The organism is Streptomyces sp. NPDC031670, assembly GCF_055580545.1.
The window spans coordinates 1-19,850 of sequence record NZ_JBVILC010000001.1; the positions used below are offsets into that span (position 1 = coordinate 1).

A 19,850-nucleotide genomic window follows, 5' to 3' on the forward strand; every position below is an offset into this window, starting at 1 on the left:
GGTTACATTCCGAACCCGGAAGCTAAGCCTTTCAGCGCCGATGGTACTGCAGGGGGGACCCTGTGGGAGAGTAGGACGCCGCCGAACAATCTTTACGCGGGTTCCCGAGCTTCGGCTCGGGGACCCGCGTTTTTTTATGCCCGATCACCTGTTGTTCATATGGTGCGAGCACCATGCCCAGCTATGGGGATCATCGGAAAGCTGGAGTCCGCACGCTTCACGGCGGGGGACGAAGTGATCGTGCCGGCCTACGACGACGGCACCGTGGCCCGGGCCGTCGTGGCGGCCGGAGCCCTGCCGGTGTTCGCCGACATCGACCCGGAGACGTACTGCCTGGGGGTCGGGGGCATCGAGGCCGTGGTGACCTCGCGGACGGCCGGGCTCGTACTCGTGCACCGCTTCGGGCACCCGGGCGCCGCCGAGGAGTTCAGGCAACTCGCGGACCGGCTCCAGCTGGTGCTGGTGGAGCAGGACGAGGACGAGGGCGACGACGGTCGCGGCGGTGATGTGGGGCAACGGCGTGAGCGGGCCGGGTACTTGGACCGGCGGCTCGTCGGTGTACGGACACCCGTGCCGGCCACGGGGCACACGTACCAGCGCTATGTCGTACGGGTGCCGGGGAACGGGCGGCCGGACCGGGACGCGTTCGCGCGGTTGCTGCGGCGGCGCGGGGTCGCGTGCGAGGTGCCCGTGCTCACGCCCGTACACCGGACTCGGGAGTTCAGGCGGATCGGGTGTGTGCTGCCGGAGACCGAGCGGGCCGTGGACGAGACGCTCGCGCTGCCCCGCCTCGACGGGCTCTCCGGCGCGGACGTACGGAAGTTGGTGTCGGTCTGCAATGCGCTCGGCGGCCTGCTGCAGCCCGCGTGACGGGGTGCCGGGCAGGGAGCTGGAAGAACGGGCGGGCGTGGTTCGGAACACCGTCTGATTCGGGGTATGCTTTATCTCGTTGGTGAGGGGGAAACCCCGAAACAACAACCGGCCCCTATAGCTCAGTCGGTAGAGCGTCTCCATGGTAAGGAGAAGGTCTGCGGTTCGATTCCGCATGGGGGCTCAGCTGGAAACGATGAAAGGCCCCGCCCAATTGGGCGGGGCCTTTCGCGTTCCTACGGCCACCGGCCGGCGGTGGCCCTGGTCCTGTCGGGCCCCGGTGCCCCGGCTCGACTAATGCCGGGGCTGTTCCGGGATCCGCATCGACAGGATCGCCATGTCGTCGGACGCGGGCTCGGCGGCGAAGCGTTCCACCGCGCGCAGGACGCGGGCCGCAACGGCGCCGGCGGTCAGGCCCGTACACGTGGCGAGGACGTCGGTCAGACCGTCGTCTCCCAACATGCGGGTACCCTCTCGGCGTTCGGTGATGCCATCCGTTACGCAGAGAAGGACATCGCCCGGGTCGAGGGTGATCGTCTCCTCGTACAGCTCCAGGTCCTCCATGACGCCGAGCAGCGGCTGCGGTTCGGCGGCGGGCTCGACCGTGCCGTCCTGGCGCAGGCGCAGCGGAAGCGGGTGGCCCGCGCAGACGACCTTCAGGACGGCGCTGCCGTCCTCCTGGGGCCACAGCTCGCCGTAAAGGAGCGTCAGGAAGCGGCTGCGGGCGCCCTCGTCGAGGATCGCGGCGTTGAGGCGCTCCAGGACCGCGGGGCCGCCGAAGCCCTCGCGGGCGAGCAGGCGCAGCGCGTGGCGGGCCAGGCCCGTGACGGCCGCCGCCTCGGGGCCGGTGCCGCACACATCGCCGATGGCGAAGCCGTACGCGCCGTCGCGGATGGGGAAGAGGTCGTAGAAGTCGCCGCCGACCTCGTTGCCCTCGCCGGCCGCTCGGTAGATGACCTCGACCTCGACGCCGGGGATCTGGGGGAGGCCTGGGGGCAGCAGGCTGCGCTGGAGGGAGCGGCTGATGGCCGTGCGCTCCGAGTAGAGGCGGGCGTTGTCGAGGGCGAGCGCGGCCCGGCGCGAGAGGTCCTCGGCCAGCTCCAGGATCTCCTGGCGGAAGTGGTCGTCGGAGGGCTTGCCGAGCGTGAGCATGCCGATGACGCGGTTACGGGCGACCAGGGGCAGGACGACCGTCTCGCCGCCGACGGCGGCGGCGGTGGACAGTGTGGTGCCGAGGCCGCTGCCCAGGTGCGGGCTGCTGTCGCGGCCGAGGTCGCGCATCGAGGTGCGCAGTGCGGCCTGGTGGGCCGCTTCGCCGGGGGCGCTCCAGACGCGGGCGCCCGGGGTGGGGACCGGCTCCGGCGGGTCGATCTTGGACAGGAGGGCCTTGAGGCCGTCGATGCGCTCCTCGTCCTCGTGGAGGACATAGGACAGGTACGGATCGGAGGACTGGTCCGCGATCGTGTAGACGGCGCACCAGGTGGCGAGGGTGGGGACGGTCATCTGTGCCATCAGGGCCAACGTCTGGTCCCGGTCCAGGGTTCCCGCCAGCAGGTCCGAGGCCTCCACGAGGAAGCTCAGCGATCCCCGGCGGAGCCGTTCGAGCTCACCGAGGCGTGCCGACTCGACGGCGAGCGCGATGCGGTCGGCGGCGAACTGCAGCCGCAGCGCCTCTTCGTTGGAGTAGCGGCCGGGGGATTCTGCGGCGACGCCGAGGGAGCCGGTGAGGCGGCCCTCGACCTTGAGCGGGACGGTGACGACCGAGCGCATCCCGGAGCCGCCGAGGATGGGGACGGCGCCGGGGACGGCGGCGAGGTCCTCGTGGACGGCGGGCATCCGGGCCGAGCCGTAGCGGCCGGTGCCCGCTTCGACGGGCACGCGCGCGAAGCGCTGGCGGGCGGAGGGTAGGCCGGTGGTGGCGCGGACCTCCAGCTCGGTCTCGTCGTCGGTGGCCAGGAGCAGGAAGGCGGCGTCGCCGTCGAGCATGTCGCGGGCGCGCTCCACGGTGCGCTGGAGCAGTCCGTCCAGGTCGTCGGGGGCGGGGGAGCCGATGAAGACCTCGAACGGGTCGGCGTTGCGGCTCTCGCCCATGGCCGCCGGGTCGCCCGCGGGGGCGCGCACGGGGGTCTGGAGCACGGCCCGCTCGTCGTCGCGGACCAGCAGGCAGACGGTGGACGGCTCGCCGTTGGTGTCCCGCACCCGCAGATGTGACGCGTACACGGGCAGGACGCGGCCGTCGGCGCCGCGGATGCCGTAACTGCCCTCCCAGCGCGACAGCTGTAGGGCCTCGACGATCCCGGTGGAGGTGCCGGGGGTGTGCGGCCAGGCCGCGAAGTCGGTGAGCGGCTTTCCGGTGACCTTCTCGGCGGGGTAGCCGAACAGCTCCTCGGCGTCCTCGTTCCAGGCGCGGACGGCGCCGGTGCGGTCGATCTGGATGACCGCGACGCGGACCCGGCCGTCGGTGACGGGCAGCAGGTCCAGGGGCAGGGCAGGTCCGGCCGAGCGGGTGCCCACCCGGCGGGCGGGCAGGTCGAGTTGGAACCAGACGTGTTTCTGGGTGGGGGTGTACTCGACGCCCCAGCGGGAGGCGATGGCGGCGCACAGCAGCAGGCCGCGGCCGTTCTCGCGTTCGGGGCCGGCGACCTCGGCGGGGGAGGCGTGGAGCGGAACCTCACGTTCGGGGTAGTGGTCGGCGACCTCGACGCGGACGCCGTCCTCGGAGCGCAGGCACAGGACGTCGGCGGCGGTACCGGCGTGGACGACCGCGTTGGTGACCAGCTCGCTGGTGAGGACGACGGCGTCGTCGACGACGTCCGCGTACCCCCAGCCCTGGAGGGTGTCGCGGACGAAGGCGCGGGCGGTCGCGACGGACCGTCCGACCGGTTCGAAGCTGGCTTCCGCCCGCGCGGTGATCACAGAACTCCTCGTACACGTCTCGACGGCCGGTTTCCCCTGCCGGGGTCCGGGAAGGTGCCCCCCGGGAATCAACACTCCCATGTGTGGCCCGCCCCCTCCGGTGTCCCGTGGTCGTCCTTGTGGCTCCCGCGGCTCCCCGGGCTCACAGGAGCAGGGGGCGCCGCCGCCTTCGGACGGACCGGGGCGGTTGGACAGCCGGAAGCCAGGTTACTTACCTTCACTGTCCTAGCGGATGCCGGTCACCAGTGTTTCCGCCCTCCGTGGGCGGGGACGGTATGCGAAGCTGCCGAACTGTTATGGCCGGGTCCGGCCATGGTGAAACACTGGGAAGGCTTCGAGGAAAGCCCGACTAGGGCGGTCGACCCCTGCGGGAGGGACACGGTGGAGTCTGGCGTGGCGGCGCGTGGCAAGAGCACGCGCGCGAAGAGCGGACGGACCCGCGGCAACGGGACGACCGAGGTGGACACCGCTGCGCTGCAGCGGCTGCTCGCCGCACTGGCGTCGATGCGGGACGGCAACTTCCGTAAGCGGCTGACCGTCTCCGGTGACGGGATGATGGCCGAGATCGCCGCCGTCTTCAACGAGGTCGCCGACCGCAATCTGCATCTGACCGGTGAGATCGCCCGGGTGCGGCGGATGGTGGGCCGGGAGGGGAAGCTGACCGAGCGGCTGGAGACCGGGGCCTGTGAGGGCTCCTGGGCAGCCGCCATCGACGCCTCCAACGCACTGGTGGACGATCTGGCCCGGCCGGTCTCCGAGGTCGGCAGGGTGCTGTCGGCGGTCGCGGAGGGCGATCTGGAGCAGCGCATGGACCTGCGCTCGCACGGCGTGGACAACGCCGAGCGACCGCTGCGGGGCGAGTTCCTCAAGGTGGGGCGGACCGTCAACAACCTGGTCGACCAGTTGTCGGCGTTCACCGACGAAGTGACCAGGGTCGCACTGGAGGTCGGTACCGAGGGCAAGCTCGGCGGCCAGGCCCAGGTGCGTGGAATGTCCGGTTCGTGGAAGGACCTCACGGATTCGGTGAACACGATGGCGTACCGGCTGACGGCCCAGGTACGGGATATCGCCCTCGTGACGACGGCGGTCGCCAAGGGTGATCTGTCGCGCAAGGTGACCGTGCACGTCGCCGGCGAGATGCTCCAGCTGAAGAACACCGTGAACACCATGGTCGACCAGCTCTCCTCGTTCTCCTCCGAGGTGACGCGGGTCGCGCGCGAGGTGGGCACCGAGGGCGAGCTCGGCGGACAGGCGCAGGTGCCCGGGGTCGCGGGCGTGTGGAAGGACCTCACGGACTCCGTCAACCTGATGGCGGGCAACCTGACCGCCCAGGTGCGCGGGATCGCGCAGGTGACGACGGCGGTCGCCAACGGTGACCTGTCACAGAAGGTGACCGTGAACGCGCGCGGCGAGGTCGCCCAGCTCGCCGAGACGATCAACCAGATGACCGAGACGCTGCGTACGTTCGCGGACGAGGTGACCCGGGTCGCCAACGAGGTCGGGGCGGAGGGCCTGCTCGGCGGGCAGGCGCAGGTGCCGGGTGCGGCGGGCACCTGGAAGGACCTGACCGACTCGGTGAACACGGTCTTCCGCAATCTGACGACTCAGGTGCGGGACATCGCGCAGGTGACCACGGCGGTCGCCAACGGTGACATGACCCAGAAGGTCACGGTCGACGTCGCGGGCGAGATGCTGGAGCTGAAGAACACCGTCAACACGATGGTCGACCAGCTCCAGTCCTTCGGTTCCGAGGTGACCCGGGTGGCCCGGGAGGTCGGCGTGGAGGGGCGGCTCGGCGGCCAGGCCGAGGTGCCGGGCGCGGCGGGCACCTGGAAGGACCTGACGGACTCCGTCAACAACGCGTTCCGCAACCTCACCGGTCAGGTGCGCAACATCGCCCAGGTGACGACGGCGGTCGCCAACGGTGACCTGTCGCAGAAGGTCACCGTGGACGTCTCCGGCGAGATGCTGGAGCTGAAGAACACCGTCAACACGATGGTCGACCAGCTGGCGTCGTTCGCCGCCCAGCTGACGCGGATGGCCCAGGACGTGGGTACGGAGGGCCGGCTCGGCGGTCAGGCCCGGGTGGACGGCGTCTCCGGCACCTGGAAGGAGCTCACCGACTCCGTCAACTTCATGGCGGGCAATCTGACCTCCCAGGTGCGCCAGATCGCCCAGGTGACCACGGCGGTGGCCCGCGGTGATCTGTCCCAGAAGATCGACGTGGACGCGCGCGGCGAGATCCTGGAGCTCAAGAACACCATCAACAACATGGTCGACCAGCTGTCCGGCTTCGCCGAGCAGGTGACCAGGGTCGCGCGCGAGGTGGGCACCGACGGGCGTCTGGGCGGCCAGGCGCAGGTGCCGGGCGTGGCCGGGGTGTGGCGCGATCTGACGGACTCGGTGAACGGCATGGCCGGCAATCTCACCGCCCAGGTCCGCAACATCGCCCAGGTCGCCACGGCGGTGGCCCGCGGCGATCTGTCGCAGAAGATCGACGTGGACGCGCGCGGCGAGATCCTGGAACTCAAGAACGTCCTGAACACCATGGTCGACCAGCTCTCGAACTTCGCGGAGCAGGTGACCCGGGTGGCCCGCGAGGTGGGCACCGAGGGCATCCTGGGCGGCCAGGCCGAGGTGCAGGGCGTCTCGGGCACCTGGAAGGACCTGACGCAGTCCGTCAACTTCATGGCGAACAACCTGACGTTCCAGGTGCGCAACATCGCCGAGGTGACGACGGCGGTCGCCAAGGGCGACCTCTCGAAGAAGATCACCGTTGACGCCAAGGGCGAGATCCTGGAGCTGGTGACCACCGTCAACACGATGGTCGACCAGCTCTCGAACTTCGCGGACGAGGTCACCAGGGTCGCGCGCGAGGTCGGCACCGAGGGCATCCTCGGCGGCCAGGCCCGGGTGCGCGGGGTCACCGGCATCTGGAAGGACCTCAGCGACAACGTCAACCTGATGGCCGCGAACCTCACCTACCAGGTACGCAACATCGCGCGGGTCTCCACCGCCGTCGCCAACGGCGACCTCACCAAGAAGGTGACGGTCGAGGCGCGCGGCGAGGTCGCGGAGCTCGCCGACACCGTCAACACGATGGTGACGACCCTGTCGTCCTTCGCCGACCAGGTGACCCGCGTCGCGCGCGAGGTGGGCACCGACGGCATCCTGGGCGGCCAGGCGCGCGTCCCCGGCGTCTCCGGTACGTGGAAGGACCTCACCGAGTCGGTGAACTCCATGGCCGACAACCTCACCGGGCAGGTGCGCCAGATCGCCACGGTCACCACGGCCATCGCCAAGGGCGACCTCACCAAGAAGATCGACATCGACGCGCGCGGTGAGATCCAGGAGCTGAAGAACACCATCAACACGATGGTCGACCAGCTCTCCTCGTTCGCCGTGGAGGTCACCCGCGTCGCGCGCGAGGTGGGCACCGAGGGCCAGCTCGGCGGCCACGCGCGCGTACGCGACGTGGACGGCACCTGGCGCGACCTGACCGAGTCCGTGAACGAGATGGCCGGGAACCTGACCCGGCAGGTGCGCGCCATCGCGGCCGTGGCCACCGCGGTGACCCGCGGCGACCTCAACCTCAAGATCGACGTGGACGCGGCGGGCGAGATCCAGGCCCTCCAGGACAACATCAACACGATGATCGCCAACCTGCGCGACACCACGGTCGCCAACAAGGAGCAGGACTGGCTCAAGGGCAACCTGGCCCGTATCTCCGGTCTGATGCAGGGCCGGCGCGACCTCGACGACGTCGCCTCGCTGATCATGACCGAGCTGACGCCGGTGGTCTCGGCCCAGCACGGCGCGTTCTTCCTGGCGCTGCCGACCGGCGGCTCCAACGAGGTCGGCGGGGACGAGGACAGCCCGTACGAGCTGAGGATGCGCGGCAGTTACGGGTACTCGGCGGGCTCGATGCCCACCTCCTTCCGGCCCGGTGAGACGCTGATCGGCACGGCGGCGGAGGAGAAGCGCACGATCCTGGTGGAGAACGTGCCGCCGGGCTATCTCAAGATCTCCTCCGGGCTCGGGGAGGCGCCGCCCGCGCATGTGATCGTGCTGCCGGTGCTCTTCGAGGGCAAGGTCCTCGGGGTGATCGAACTGGCCTCCTTCCAGCCGTTCACCCAGATCCAGAAGGACTTCCTCAACCAGATCGCGGAGATGATCGCGACCAGCGTCAACACGATCAGCGTCAACTCCAAGACCGAGGTACTGCTCAAGCAGTCGCAGGAGCTGACCGAGCAGCTGCGCGAGCGGTCGGCGGAGCTGGAGAACCGGCAGAAGGCCCTTCAGGCCTCCAACGCGGAGCTGGAGGAGAAGGCCGAGCTGCTCGCCCAGCAGAACCGCGACATCGAGGTGAAGAACACCGAGATCGAGGAGGCCCGGCAGGTCCTGGAGGAGCGCGCCGAGCAGCTCGCCGTCTCGATGCGCTACAAGTCCGAGTTCCTGGCGAACATGTCGCACGAGCTGCGCACGCCCCTCAACTCCCTGCTGATCCTCGCCAAGTTGCTGGCCGACAACGCCGAGGGCAACCTCTCGCCGAAGCAGGTCGAGTTCGCGGAAACGATCCACGGGGCTGGTTCGGACCTGCTCCAGTTGATCAATGACATCCTGGACCTGTCCAAGGTCGAGGCGGGCAAGATGGACGTCAGCCCGACCCGGATCGCCCTGGTGCAGCTCGTCGACTACGTGGAGGCGACCTTCCGGCCGCTCACCGCGGAGAAGGGGCTCGACTTCTCCGTACGGGTCTCGCCGGAGCTTCCGGCGACGCTGCACACCGACGAGCAGCGGCTCCTCCAGGTGCTGCGCAACCTGCTGTCCAACGCGGTGAAGTTCACCGACAGCGGCGCCGTCGAGCTGGTGATCAGGCCCGCGCACGCCGATGTGCCGCACGCGATCCGCGAACAGCTCCTGGAAGCGGGCTCGTTGCGCGACGCGGACGCCGATCTGATCGCGTTCTCGGTGACCGACACCGGCATCGGTATCGCTGCCAGCAAGATGCGCGTGATCTTCGAGGCGTTCAAGCAGGCCGACGGCACGACCAGCCGCAAGTACGGCGGTACGGGCCTGGGGCTGTCGATCAGCCGGGAGATCGCCCGGCTGCTCGGCGGTGAGATCCACGCGGCGAGCGAGCCCGGCCGCGGCTCCACCTTCACGCTGTATCTGCCGCTGCACCCCAGCGAGTTGCCGCCGCAGGGCTACCCGCAGCTGCCGCCCGGCGGCGAGGCGGCCACCGAGGCCGGTCAGGGGGAGACGGGGCACCAGGACCCGTTCCCGCACGAGACGGCGACGCTCGCCCCCAGCGAGGCCCAGCCGGGGACGGCCGGGCTGTTCCGGCGCCGCCGCAAGGCGCTCGGCGCGGAGCCCGGCGCGACGCTGCCCGGCCAGCCGGGAGAGGCGCCGAGGGACGCGTGGGCGACCCAGGAGCCGGAGCACGCGCCGGTGCGCACCTTCCACTTCGGCGGCGAGAAGGTGCTGATCGTCGACGACGACGTACGGAACGTCTTCGCGCTCACCAGCGTGCTGGAGCAGCACGGGCTGTCGGTGCTCTACGCGGAGAACGGCCGTGAGGGGATCGAGGTCCTGGAGCAGCACGAGGACACGGCCGTCGTACTGATGGACATCATGATGCCGGAGATGGACGGGTACGCCACGACGTCGGCGATTCGCCGGATGCCGCAGTTCGCCGGGCTGCCGATCATCGCGCTCACCGCGAAGGCGATGAAGGGCGACCGGGAGAAGGCGATCGAGTCCGGCGCGTCCGACTATGTGACCAAGCCGGTCGACCCGGACCATCTGCTCTCGGTGATGGAGCAGTGGATGAGGGAGAAGTGACCGGTGGCCGCACGGTCCACAGCGCGCGTTGCTGACTGACTGTGGCCGCGGGCGTGTGGGAGGGCGGTATTCGGGGAACCTTCTGGTCTCCCACTACGTTTCTGCTACGTGCACAGTGACATCGCGGTGACAGGGTGTGGCGACAGGCGGGGTGCGGCTACCATGACCGGCACAAGGACGGGCGGCGCAAGGGAGTCGTCCCCTGGGGCGGCGTCCGGTGCTTCCCCGAGTCCTTCGGACAGGGGAGGCCCCAAGCCGGGGCGAGGAGGGCGGGCCATGGTGCAGAAGGCCAAGATCCTCCTGGTCGATGACCGGCCGGAGAATCTGCTGGCGCTGGAGGCCATCCTCTCCGCGCTCGATCAGACACTGGTGCGGGCATCGTCAGGGGAGGAAGCGCTCAAAGCGCTGCTGACGGACGATTTCGCGGTCATCCTGCTGGATGTGCAGATGCCGGGCATGGACGGTTTCGAGACCGCCGCGCACATCAAGCGGCGGGAGCGGACCCGGGACATCCCGATCATCTTCCTCACCGCCATCAACCACGGCCCCCACCACACCTTCCGGGGCTACGCGGCGGGAGCCGTCGACTACATCTCCAAGCCCTTCGACCCCTGGGTGCTGCGCGCCAAGGTGTCGGTGTTCGTCGAGCTCTACATGAAGAACTGTCAGCTGCGCGAGCAGGCCGCGCTGCTCCGGCTCCAGCTGGAGGGCGGCGGCCAGACGGCCGGCGACCCCAAGGAGCCGGCGGGTCTGCTGGCCGAGCTGTCCGCGCGCCTCGCGGCGGTGGAGGAGCAGGCCGAGGCGCTCTCCAAACAGCTCGACGACGAGTCGGCGGACGCGGCTGCGGTGGCCACCGCGGCCCATCTGGAGCGCAAACTGACCGGCCTGCGGCGGGCGCTGGACGCGTTGGAGCCGGGAACCGGCAGCGGCACGGCGGCGCTGCCCTCGCAGAATTGAGCGGACCGGAAGCGAGCGGGCCGGAAGTGAGCGGTCCGGAAGTGAGCGGGCCGGAAGCGAGCGGTCCGCGGCGGCCGGGCGCTGACGAGGCGTCAGTCCCCTTCGCGGACAGGCCGGTCCTCGTCCACGCGTATGTGACCGCTGTCTTTCGGTACGACACGAACGGGTGAAGCACCGGCCGTCGTGTCGACGGCCGTCCGCACCGGTAACCTCAGCACCATGGCCTCACGTACGTCCGGCAAGGGTTCCCAGGGCACGGCGGGCACCGCGAAGCGCACCGGCCGTACCGCGGCGCCCGCCAAGAAGGCGCCTGCGAAGAAGACCGTCGCGCCCGCGAAGAGGGCACCCGCCAAAAGGGCGCCCGCCAAGAAGGCGATGGCCCCCAAGCCCGCGCCCAAGCGGGCGCCTTCGCCCACCGGGGGCGTGTACCGGCTCGCGCGCGCCGTCTGGTTGGGCGCGGCCCATGGTGTCGGGGCGATGTTCCGGAGCGTGGGGCGCGGCGCCAAGGGCCTCGACCCGGCCCACCGCAAGGACGGGGTCGCCCTGCTGCTGCTCGGGGTCGCCCTGATAGTCGCCGCGGGCACCTGGTCCAATCTGCGCGGGCCGGTCGGCGAGCTCGTCGAGATGCTGGTGACCGGTGCGTTCGGCCGGCTCGACCTGCTGGTGCCGCTGCTGCTCGGGGCTATCGCCGTCCGGCTGATCCTCTATCCGGAGAAGCCGGAGGCCAACGGCCGGATCGTGATCGGCCTCTCCGCGCTGGTGCTCGGCGTGCTCGGCCAGGTCCACATCGCCTGCGGCTCGCCGGGCCGCGACGACGGCACCAGCGCGATGCAGGACGCCGGCGGGCTCATCGGCTGGGGCGCGTCCAAGCCGCTGGAATTCCTGATGGGCGATGTGCTCGCGGTACCGATGCTGGTGCTGCTGACCGTCTTCGGGCTGCTCGTCGTCACCGCGACGCCCGTCAACGCCATCCCGCAGCGCCTGCGCGCCCTGTGCGTCCGGCTCGGCGTCCTGGAGCCGCTGCCGGGGGAGCTTGGTGAGGACGAGCTGTACGAGGACGACTGGCGCGCCGCCGACGAACCAGAGCCCGCACCGCGCGCCCGGCGCACGCCCGGACGCCGGATCGCGCCGGACGACGGGTACGGGCCGGGCGAGGCCGAGCAGGCGGCGCTCTCGCAGCGCCGCAAGCCCCGGCGCGCCTCCGTGCAACCGGCGTTCGACAACCCGATGGACCCGGTCGACGTGGCAGCAGCGGCGGCGGCGGCCCTCGACGGCGCCGTACTGAACGGCCTGCCGCCGTCCCCGGTCGTCGCGGACCTCACCCAGGGCGTCTCCACCGAGCGGGAGCGGGGGAGCACCACACCGGTGCCCACGGCCCGCGGCGGGGCGACGGGCGGCGCCGGGGCGCGGCCCGCCGCGGGGGCCGACACGGCCGGGCCCGCGCCCCGGGCGACCCCGGGTGCCCCCGCCGCCGTACCGGACCTGACCAAGGCGGCTCCGGAGCACTCGCAGATGCCGACGCGCGCCGAGCAGCTCCAGCTCGCGGGCGACATCACCTACGCGCTGCCCTCGCTCGACCTGCTGGAGCGCGGCGGGCCGGGCAAGACGCGCAGCGCCGCCAACGACGCCATAGTGGCGTCGCTGCAGAACGTCTTCGTGGAGTTCAAGGTCGACGCCGCCGTCACCGGCTTCACCCGGGGCCCGACGGTCACCCGGTACGAGGTGGAGCTGGGCCCGGCCGTCAAGGTCGAGCGGATCACCGCGCTGACCAAGAACATCGCGTACGCGGTGGCCAGCCCGGACGTACGGATCATCTCGCCGATCCCCGGCAAGTCGGCGGTCGGCATCGAGATCCCGAACACCGACCGCGAGATGGTCAACCTCGGTGACGTGCTGCGCCTGGCGGACGCGGCCGAGGACGACCATCCGATGCTCGTCGCGCTCGGCAAGGACGTCGAGGGCGGCTATGTGATGGCCAACCTGGCGAAGATGCCGCACGTCCTGGTGGCCGGTGCGACCGGCTCCGGCAAGTCGTCCTGCATCAACTGCCTGATCACGTCGGTCATGGTGCGCGCGACCCCCGAGGACGTGCGGATGGTGCTGGTCGACCCCAAGCGGGTCGAACTCACCGCGTACGAGGGCATTCCGCATCTGATCACACCGATCATCACCAACCCGAAGCGGGCGGCCGAGGCGCTCCAGTGGGTCGTGCGTGAGATGGATCTGCGCTACGACGACCTGGCGGCGTTCGGTTTCCGCCATATCGACGACTTCAACGAGGCGATCCGCAACGGCAAGGTCAAGCTGCCCGAGGGCAGCGAGCGGGAGCTGACCCCCTACCCGTATCTGCTGGTGATCGTCGACGAGCTCGCGGACCTGATGATGGTGGCGCCGCGTGACGTCGAGGACGCGATCGTGCGCATCACCCAGCTGGCCCGCGCCGCCGGTATCCATCTGGTCCTCGCCACCCAGCGGCCCTCGGTCGACGTGGTGACCGGTCTGATCAAGGCGAACGTGCCGTCCAGGCTCGCCTTCGCGACCTCCTCGCTCGCCGACAGCCGCGTCATCCTCGACCAGCCCGGCGCCGAGAAGCTCATCGGAAAGGGTGACGGACTGTTCCTGCCGATGGGGGCGAACAAGCCGACCCGGCTCCAGGGGGCGTTCGTCACCGAGGACGAGATCCAGGCGATCGTCCAGCACTGCAAGGACCAGATGGCGCCGGTCTTCCGTGAGGACGTCACGGTCGGCCAGAAGCAGAAGAAGGAGATCGACGAGGAGATCGGCGACGACCTCGATCTGCTCTGCCAGGCCGCCGAGCTGGTGGTCTCGACCCAGTTCGGGTCCACCTCGATGCTCCAGCGCAAGCTGAGGGTCGGCTTCGCCAAGGCCGGCCGGCTGATGGACCTGATGGAGTCGCGCGGGATCGTGGGCCCCAGCGAGGGCTCCAAGGCGCGCGATGTCCTGGTCAAACCGGACGAACTCGACGACGTGCTGGCGGTGATCCGGGGGGAGGCTCCCTGAAGGCGCGGGGCGGCTGTCGAGCAGTCAATTCTGCGGCCGAATGGAGCATACGAAAGGGAGCGCGGGGCAACCGTTTCCTCCGGTTGTACGTCCAGTTGAGGGAAGACCAGGAACATGCCCCCCTCCTGACCCGTTAGGAGGAAGGGGGGTGGCCATTCCTATGGCGTACAAACTCCACCCTCCCGGTTGCCCCACCCTTTCGTACCCCCCCTAGACTGAACCTCCAGCAGGTGGCTCACGCTCGAAAGGCGCCCCCGTGTCCATCGGCAACTTCCCCGAAGACGACCGGCCTTCCCTCGGCGACGACGACCGGCCCTCCTTTGCTGACGACAACCGGCCCGACGACCACCGGTCCGACGACGACCGGCCGACGATCGGGCACGCGCTCAAGCAGGCCCGTATCGCGGCGGGACTGACCGTCGACGAGGTCAGTTCGATCACGAGAGTGCGCATCCCGATCGTCCACGGCATGGAGGATGACGACTTCTCCCGCTGCGGCGGCGATGTGTACGCGCGCGGACACATCCGCACGGTCGCGCGCGCCGTGCACCTGGATCCCGAACCCCTGGTCGCGCAGTACGACGCCGACCACGGCGGCCGTCCCGAGCCCACGCCCGCCGCACCCATGTTCGAGGCCGAGCGGATCCGGCCCGAGCGGCGCCGGCCGAACTGGACCGCCGCCATGGTCGCCGCGATCGTCGTGGTCGTCGGTTTCGTCGGCTTCACGATGTTCAGCGGCAGCGGCGACTCCAAGAGCAAGGGCACCCAGGTCGCCGAGGGCCCCACCCAGACGCAGCAGCGCAGCCCGAGCCCCAAGCCGACCCCCAGCGTCCCGCCCGTGAAGCCCCCGACCCCCACGGACAGCGCCATCGCGGCGGCCCCGCAGGACAAGGTCACCGTCAAGCTGAGCGCCATCTCCGACAAGAGCTGGATCTCCGCCAAGGCGCACAACGGACAGGTGCTCTACGACGGCCTCCTGGAGAAGGGCGAGTCGAAGACCTTCGTGGACGGCGAGAAGATCGACCTGATCCTCGGCAACGCCGGGGCGATCGAGCTCTACGTCAACGGCAAGAAGGTCGAGGACCAGTTCGGTGACGGCCAGGTCGAGCGGCTGACCTACACCAAGGGCGACCCGGTCGTCGGCTGACCGGGACCGCCGCGCCCCGGCCCGGTACGGCCCCCGGTTCCTTGATCAGCCCTCGGGGCGGGGACGCGGGCCGGGACAAAGTAGTCTTGAGTCCATGCCCGAACGCCGTACCGTCGCCCTTGTCACTCTCGGCTGCGCCCGTAACGAGGTGGACTCGGAGGAGCTTGCAGGCCGCTTGGCAGCGGACGGCTGGGAGCTCGTCGAGGACGCCTCGGACGCCGATGTCGCCGTCGTCAACACCTGTGGGTTCGTCGAAGCCGCCAAGAAGGACTCCGTCGACGCCCTCCTCGAAGCCAATGATCTCAAGGATCACGGCAGGACCCAGGCCGTGGTCGCGGTCGGCTGTATGGCCGAGCGGTACGGCAAGGAGCTCGCCGACGCCCTCCCCGAGGCCGACGGTGTGCTCGGCTTCGACGACTACGCCGACATCTCCAGCCGTCTCCAGACCATCCTCAGCGGTGGGAGCGTGGAGGCGCACACCCCGCGCGACCGGCGCAAGCTGCTGCCGCTGAGCCCCGTCGAGCGCCAGGGCGCCGCCGTGGCGCTGCCCGGCCACGCCCAGGAGGCCCAGGAGAGCGCCCCCGAGGACCTGCCCGAGGGCGTCGCCCCCGCGTCCGGTCCGCGCGCCCCGCTGCGCCGCCGGCTGGACACCAGCCCGGTCGCCTCGGTGAAGCTGGCCTCCGGCTGCGACCGCCGCTGCTCGTTCTGCGCCATCCCGTCCTTCCGCGGCTCCTTCATCTCGCGCCGCCCCTCGGACGTACTGGGCGAGACGCGCTGGCTGGCCGAGCAGGGCGTCAAGGAGGTCATGCTGGTCTCCGAGAACAACACCTCGTACGGCAAGGATCTCGGCGACATCCGCCTCCTGGAGACGCTGCTGCCCGAGCTCGCGGCCGTCGAGGGCATCGAGCGCGTACGCGTCAGCTACCTCCAGCCCGCCGAGATGCGGCCGGGCCTGATCGACGTGCTGACCTCCACCGACAAGGTCGTCCCGTACTTCGACCTCTCCTTCCAGCACTCCGCCCCCGGCGTGCTGCGGGCCATGCGGCGCTTCGGCGACACCGAGCGCTTCCTGGAGCTGCTGGAGACGATCCGGGCCAAGGCCCCGCAGGCCGGTGTCCGCTCCAACTTCATCGTCGGCTTCCCCGGTGAGACCGAGGCCGACTTCCAGGAGCTGGAACGCTTCCTCACCAGCGCCCGGCTCGACGCCATCGGCGTCTTCGGCTACTCCGACGAGGAGGGCACCGAGGCCGTCACCTACGACAACAAGCTGGACGACGAGGTGATCGCCGAGCGGCTCGACCACCTGTCGCGGCTCGCCGAGGAGCTCACCGCCCAGCGCGCCGAGGAGCGCGTGGGCGACACCGTCCGGGTGCTGGTCGAGTCGGTCGACACCGAGGACGGCGTGATCGGCCGCGCCGAGCACCAGGCGCCGGAGACCGACGGTCAAGTGCGGTTCACGGAGGGCGCGGGACTGACGCCGGGCCGTATCGTCGAGGCGAAGGTCGTCGCCGCCGAGGGCGTCGACCTGGTGGTGACGAGTCTCGACGTCCCTGAGGAGGCGGCCAGATGACCGGAGTCCCGGCATCCGCGGCGGGCGGTACCGGCCGGACGCCGGCGCCCGGCGGCAAGCTGGGCGCGGCGGCCGTCAACCAGGCGAGCCTCTGGAACGTCGCGAACCTCCTCACCATGGTCCGGCTCGTGCTCGTACCGGGCTTCGTGGTGCTGATGCTGCAGGACGGCGGGTACGACCCGGCCTGGCGGGCCTGGGCGTGGGCGGCGTTCGCCGTCGCCATGATCACGGACATCTTCGACGGTCATCTGGCCCGGACGTACAACCTGGTCACCGACTTCGGGAAGATCGCGGACCCGATCGCGGACAAGGCGATCATGGGGGCCGCGCTGGTCTGCCTCTCCTCGCTGGGCGATCTGCCGTGGTGGGTGACCGGGGTGATCCTCTTCCGGGAACTCGGGATCACGCTCATGCGTTTCTGGGTCATCAGGCACGGGGTGATTCCCGCCAGCCGAGGTGGGAAACTGAAGACGCTCGCCCAGGGCACGGCGACGGGGATGTACGTACTGGCGCTCACGGGTCCACTGGCGACCCTGCGCTTCTGGGTGATGGCGGTCGCCGTGGTGCTGACGGTCGTCACGGGACTGGACTATGTGCGACAGGCGGTCGTACTGAGGCGTCAGGGGCTCGCCGCACAGCGCGCGGCCCGCGCCGCCGAGACCGCCATGGAGGGACCGGGCCGGTGAAAGAGGCTGCGCGGATCATGCAACTGCTCACGGAACGTGAGCAGTCGGTCGCGGCTGCGGAGTCGCTGACCGGTGGTCTGGTGGCCGCGGAGCTGACCGAGGCGCCGGGCGCCTCAGCGGGTTTCCTCGGCTCGGTGACGGCCTACGCGACGGACGTCAAGCAGAAGGTCCTGGGCGTCGACGCGACCCTTCTGGCGGAGCGCGGAGCCGTGGACGGCGAGGTCGCGCGGCAGATGGCGGCGGGTGTGCGGCGGCTGATGGGGGTCGACTGGGGAGTGTCGACCACCGGCGTGGCCGGCCCCGAGCCCCAGGACGGCAAGCCCGTCGGGACCGTCCACGTGGCGGTCGAGAGACCGGACGGGACCGGGAAAACCCTCGCTTTGCGGTTGAACGGCGGCAGGGAGGAAATCCGTAGGGAGAGTGTACGGAGCGTGCTCGAACTGCTCGCCGGTGAACTCCGCGGAGATGCGCGGGCACAGGATACGGAACAGAACGGGGGGAATTGATGTTTGCAGCCCTGAGTGAACACGACATCGCTCCCCGCACGGCCGCAGCGCGAGGCGGTACGGTGGGGCGTGAAGGATGCGGCTACGCGGTCCGAGGAGGGAGCCACCGATGATTCTGCTCCGTCGCCTGCTGGGTGACGTGCTGCGTCGGCAGCGCCAGCGCCAGGGCCGTACTCTGCGCGAAGTCTCCTCGTCCGCCCGAGTCTCACTCGGCTATCTCTCCGAGGTGGAGCGGGGGCAGAAGGAGGCGTCCTCCGAGCTGCTCTCCGCGATCTGCGACGCGCTTGACGTACGGATGTCCGAGCTCATGCGAGAAGTGAGCGACGAGCTGGCACTTGCCGAGCTCGCTGCCTCGGCGGCGGCGAGCGACCCGGTGCCTGCACCGGTACGTCCGATGCTCAATTCGATCTCCGTGACGTCGGTGACCGGCGTCCCGACCGAGCGCGTGACGATCAAGGCGCCCGCGGAAGCGGTGGACGTCGTCGCGGCCTGACGCTGTCGGGCTCTGTCTGTGAGTGGCCCCGGCCGGTCTTCTGACCGACCGGGGCTTCTTCTTGTGCGGCGCTTCTGGGTGCGGGGCCACGGTCTTGCGTGCAATCCCCGGAATGCCCCCTTTGGGGCTTCCGTGTAAAGGTGGGGGAAGCGCGGGGAGCCGACGCGGACGTGAGCCCGTGCGGACGCGAGCCGCCGCGTACGGAGCTGCATACGGAACGGAGTGCCTGCATGTCTGTCGTGAAGAGCTCGCTGTCCGAGACCGACCTGAAGGTGGTGGGGGACGCCCTGCAGGGCGCCCTCGTCGACCTCGTGGATCTGGCGCTGGTGGCCAAGCAGGTCCACTGGAACGTGGTCGGGCCGCGCTTCAGGTCCGTGCACCTCCAGCTCGACGAGGTCGTCGACACCGCCAGGCTGCACTCCGACACGGTGGCCGAGCGGGCCGCCGCGCTGGGGGTCACCCCGGACGGCCGCGCGGCGACCGTGTCCTCGACGAGCGCCATCGGCAAGACGCCCACCGGCTGGATCAGGGACGGGGACGCGGTACGGATCCTCGTCGACGCGCTGGGCGCGGTCGTGACGAAAATGCGTGAGCGGATCGACGCCACCGGCGACCCGGACCCGGTCAGCCAGGACGTGCTCATCGGTCTGACGGCCGACCTGGAGAAGCACGCGTGGATGTTCCAGGCGGAGACGGGCTGACGGAGCTGGGCTGGCGGGGCAGGGCTGACGGGGCGGGGCTGGGAGCAGGGCTGGCGGGGCAGGACTGACGGAGCCGGAGGGTCCGGGCCGGTTCGCGGGGCGTGGGGGGCGGTGCGTGCGCCGGGGTGAATCCCGGTGCGCCCTCCCGGTGACCGGGGGGAGCGGTCTAGCGTCGGCCCGAGGAGGCGGCCATGGCAGTGGCGGTGCGATGGGTGCCGGCGCTCGTGGTGGGGGCGCTGTGGTGGTGGGCGGTGGTCCGCCTGCTGACGGTGCCCGACGAGACCGGGGTGCTCGAAGGCGCGGTGGCGGCGGGCGGCTGGGGCCTGAGCCTCCTGCCCGTCCATGTCACAGCCGATGTCCCACGGCCCGCGGTCACCAGGGCATCGCGACGCCACCGTTCGGGCGCAGGATCTGACCCGTCGTGAACGAGGACGCCTCCGAGGCGAGATACAGCACGGTGTGCGCGATGTCCTCGGGCTCGCCGAGCCGCCCGAGCGGGGAGAGCCGGACCATGGTCGACTCGATCCGCCGCTGGTGCTCGGCAGAGTGCCGCTCGGTCATCGGCGTACGGACCCAGCCCGGCGCTATGGCGTTGACGCGGATGGAGTGCGGGCCCAGCTCCGTGGCGAGGGTCTTGGTCAGCTGAATGACGGCCGCCTTCGATGCGCTGTAGCAGAACAGCCCGGCGCCGGCGGAGTCGACGGCACCGGACGCCATGGTGATGATGCTGCCGGGCGTGCCGTTCTCGATCATCACCCGGGCCGCCTCCTGGCAGGCGTGCAGCACACCCTTGAAGTTGACCGCGAGAACGCGGTCGAGGTCGGCGTCGTCGGTGTCCAGGACCGTGCTGGTGTGCATGATCCCGGCGACGGCGGCGAGGATGTCGACCCGGCCCGCGCCCCGGACGGCCGCGCGCAGCCGGGTGCGGTCGGTCACATCGAGCACATGGGTGTACGCGGTGCCGCCCGCCTTGGCGATCAGCTCACGGGTGCCCTGGAGGCCCAGCTCGTCGAGGTCGGCGCAGTGCACGAGGGCGCCCGCCTCCGCGAGCAGGACGGCACTGGCCCGCCCGATACCGCCGGCGGCGCCGGTCACGAAGGCGGTGCGATCGGTGAGGTCGTACGCCGAGAGGGGCATGC

At 70.5% G+C, this 19,850-nt stretch carries 13 protein-coding genes, 1 tRNA gene and 1 rRNA gene; 13 read left to right on the forward strand and 2 right to left on the reverse strand.

The window, feature by feature from the left end; translation table 11 throughout:
- The 3 genes from rrf to ACZ5ID_RS00015 form a co-directional block, all read left to right on the forward strand.
- A 5S ribosomal RNA gene (gene rrf, locus ACZ5ID_RS00005) occupies positions 1-87 on the forward strand; the annotation flags it as partial.
- 96 nt (positions 88-183) lie between these two features.
- Positions 184-870, forward strand: a complete 687-nt coding sequence (locus tag ACZ5ID_RS00010; RefSeq protein ID WP_468891913.1) for a DegT/DnrJ/EryC1/StrS family aminotransferase — start codon at positions 184-186, stop codon at positions 868-870.
- A gap of 111 nt (positions 871-981) precedes the next feature.
- A tRNA-Thr gene (locus ACZ5ID_RS00015) sits at positions 982-1,054 on the forward strand.
- 110 nt (positions 1,055-1,164) lie between these two features.
- Here ACZ5ID_RS00015 and ACZ5ID_RS00020 read toward each other — a convergent pair.
- Positions 1,165-3,867 (reverse strand): SpoIIE family protein phosphatase, encoded by a 2,703-nt coding sequence (locus ACZ5ID_RS00020; protein WP_468891915.1) that lies wholly within the window; start codon positions 3,865-3,867, stop codon positions 1,165-1,167.
- A 300-nt stretch (positions 3,868-4,167) separates the two neighbouring features.
- Between ACZ5ID_RS00020 and ACZ5ID_RS00025 the strand changes: the two genes are divergently transcribed.
- From ACZ5ID_RS00025 to ACZ5ID_RS00070, 10 genes are all read left to right on the forward strand, one after another.
- Entirely contained in the window at positions 4,168-9,630 is a 5,463-nt protein-coding gene (locus ACZ5ID_RS00025) for a HAMP domain-containing protein (protein WP_468891917.1), read from the forward strand.
- Between the two features lie 276 nt (positions 9,631-9,906).
- A complete protein-coding gene (locus ACZ5ID_RS00030) occupies positions 9,907-10,587 on the forward strand; it encodes a response regulator (protein ID WP_067165024.1) in 681 nt (226 codons plus the stop codon).
- Positions 10,588-10,806: 219 nt separating this feature from the next.
- A complete protein-coding gene (locus ACZ5ID_RS00035; RefSeq protein ID WP_468891919.1) occupies positions 10,807-13,608 on the forward strand; it encodes a DNA translocase FtsK in 2,802 nt (933 codons plus the stop codon).
- Between the two features lie 256 nt (positions 13,609-13,864).
- Positions 13,865-14,755 (forward strand): helix-turn-helix domain-containing protein, encoded by an 891-nt coding sequence (locus ACZ5ID_RS00040; RefSeq protein WP_468891921.1) that lies wholly within the window; start codon positions 13,865-13,867, stop codon positions 14,753-14,755.
- Positions 14,756-14,849: 94 nt separating this feature from the next.
- Positions 14,850-16,325: a 30S ribosomal protein S12 methylthiotransferase RimO gene (gene rimO, locus ACZ5ID_RS00045; protein WP_468891923.1), complete on the forward strand. Its 1,476-nt coding sequence runs from the start codon at positions 14,850-14,852 to the stop codon at positions 16,323-16,325.
- On the forward strand, positions 16,322-17,011 hold the full coding sequence (pgsA, locus tag ACZ5ID_RS00050) for a CDP-diacylglycerol--glycerol-3-phosphate 3-phosphatidyltransferase (RefSeq protein WP_468891925.1): 690 nt from the start codon (positions 16,322-16,324) through the stop codon (positions 17,009-17,011). The genes rimO and pgsA overlap by 4 nt, the downstream gene beginning before the upstream one ends.
- Positions 17,008-17,517: a CinA family protein gene (locus tag ACZ5ID_RS00055; RefSeq protein WP_468891927.1), complete on the forward strand. Its 510-nt coding sequence runs from the start codon at positions 17,008-17,010 to the stop codon at positions 17,515-17,517. The genes pgsA and ACZ5ID_RS00055 overlap by 4 nt, the downstream gene beginning before the upstream one ends.
- A gap of 109 nt (positions 17,518-17,626) precedes the next feature.
- Positions 17,627-18,010 carry a helix-turn-helix domain-containing protein gene (locus ACZ5ID_RS00060; protein WP_067165033.1) on the forward strand — a complete coding sequence of 128 codons (384 nt, stop codon included), beginning with the start codon at positions 17,627-17,629 and terminating at the stop codon, positions 18,008-18,010.
- Between the two features lie 230 nt (positions 18,011-18,240).
- Positions 18,241-18,711, forward strand: coding sequence for a Dps family protein (locus tag ACZ5ID_RS00065; protein WP_406555690.1), 471 nt, complete (start codon positions 18,241-18,243; stop codon positions 18,709-18,711).
- A 191-nt stretch (positions 18,712-18,902) separates the two neighbouring features.
- Entirely contained in the window at positions 18,903-19,136 is a 234-nt protein-coding gene (locus ACZ5ID_RS00070) for a hypothetical protein (protein WP_468891929.1), read from the forward strand.
- Here ACZ5ID_RS00070 and ACZ5ID_RS00075 read toward each other — a convergent pair.
- A complete protein-coding gene (locus ACZ5ID_RS00075) occupies positions 19,084-19,848 on the reverse strand; it encodes an SDR family NAD(P)-dependent oxidoreductase (protein ID WP_468891931.1) in 765 nt (254 codons plus the stop codon). The genes ACZ5ID_RS00070 and ACZ5ID_RS00075 overlap by 53 nt on opposite strands.
- Between the last annotated feature and the right edge of the window lie 2 nt (positions 19,849-19,850).

Coding starts and splice junctions, on each gene's coding strand:
- ACZ5ID_RS00010 (WP_468891913.1), top strand. CDS start 184: ATGGGGATCATCGGAAAGCTGGAGTCCGCACGCTTCACGGCGGGGGAC.
- ACZ5ID_RS00020 (WP_468891915.1), bottom strand. CDS start 3,867: ATGGGAGTGTTGATTCCCGGGGGGCACCTTCCCGGACCCCGGCAGGGG.
- ACZ5ID_RS00030 (WP_067165024.1), top strand. CDS start 9,907: ATGGTGCAGAAGGCCAAGATCCTCCTGGTCGATGACCGGCCGGAGAAT.
- ACZ5ID_RS00035 (WP_468891919.1), top strand. CDS start 10,807: ATGGCCTCACGTACGTCCGGCAAGGGTTCCCAGGGCACGGCGGGCACC.
- rimO (WP_468891923.1), top strand. CDS start 14,850: ATGCCCGAACGCCGTACCGTCGCCCTTGTCACTCTCGGCTGCGCCCGT.
- pgsA (WP_468891925.1), top strand. CDS start 16,322: ATGACCGGAGTCCCGGCATCCGCGGCGGGCGGTACCGGCCGGACGCCG.
- ACZ5ID_RS00060 (WP_067165033.1), top strand. CDS start 17,627: ATGATTCTGCTCCGTCGCCTGCTGGGTGACGTGCTGCGTCGGCAGCGC.
- ACZ5ID_RS00065 (WP_406555690.1), top strand. CDS start 18,241: ATGTCTGTCGTGAAGAGCTCGCTGTCCGAGACCGACCTGAAGGTGGTG.
- ACZ5ID_RS00070 (WP_468891929.1), top strand. CDS start 18,903: ATGGCAGTGGCGGTGCGATGGGTGCCGGCGCTCGTGGTGGGGGCGCTG.
- ACZ5ID_RS00075 (WP_468891931.1), bottom strand. CDS start 19,848: ATGCCCCTCTCGGCGTACGACCTCACCGATCGCACCGCCTTCGTGACC.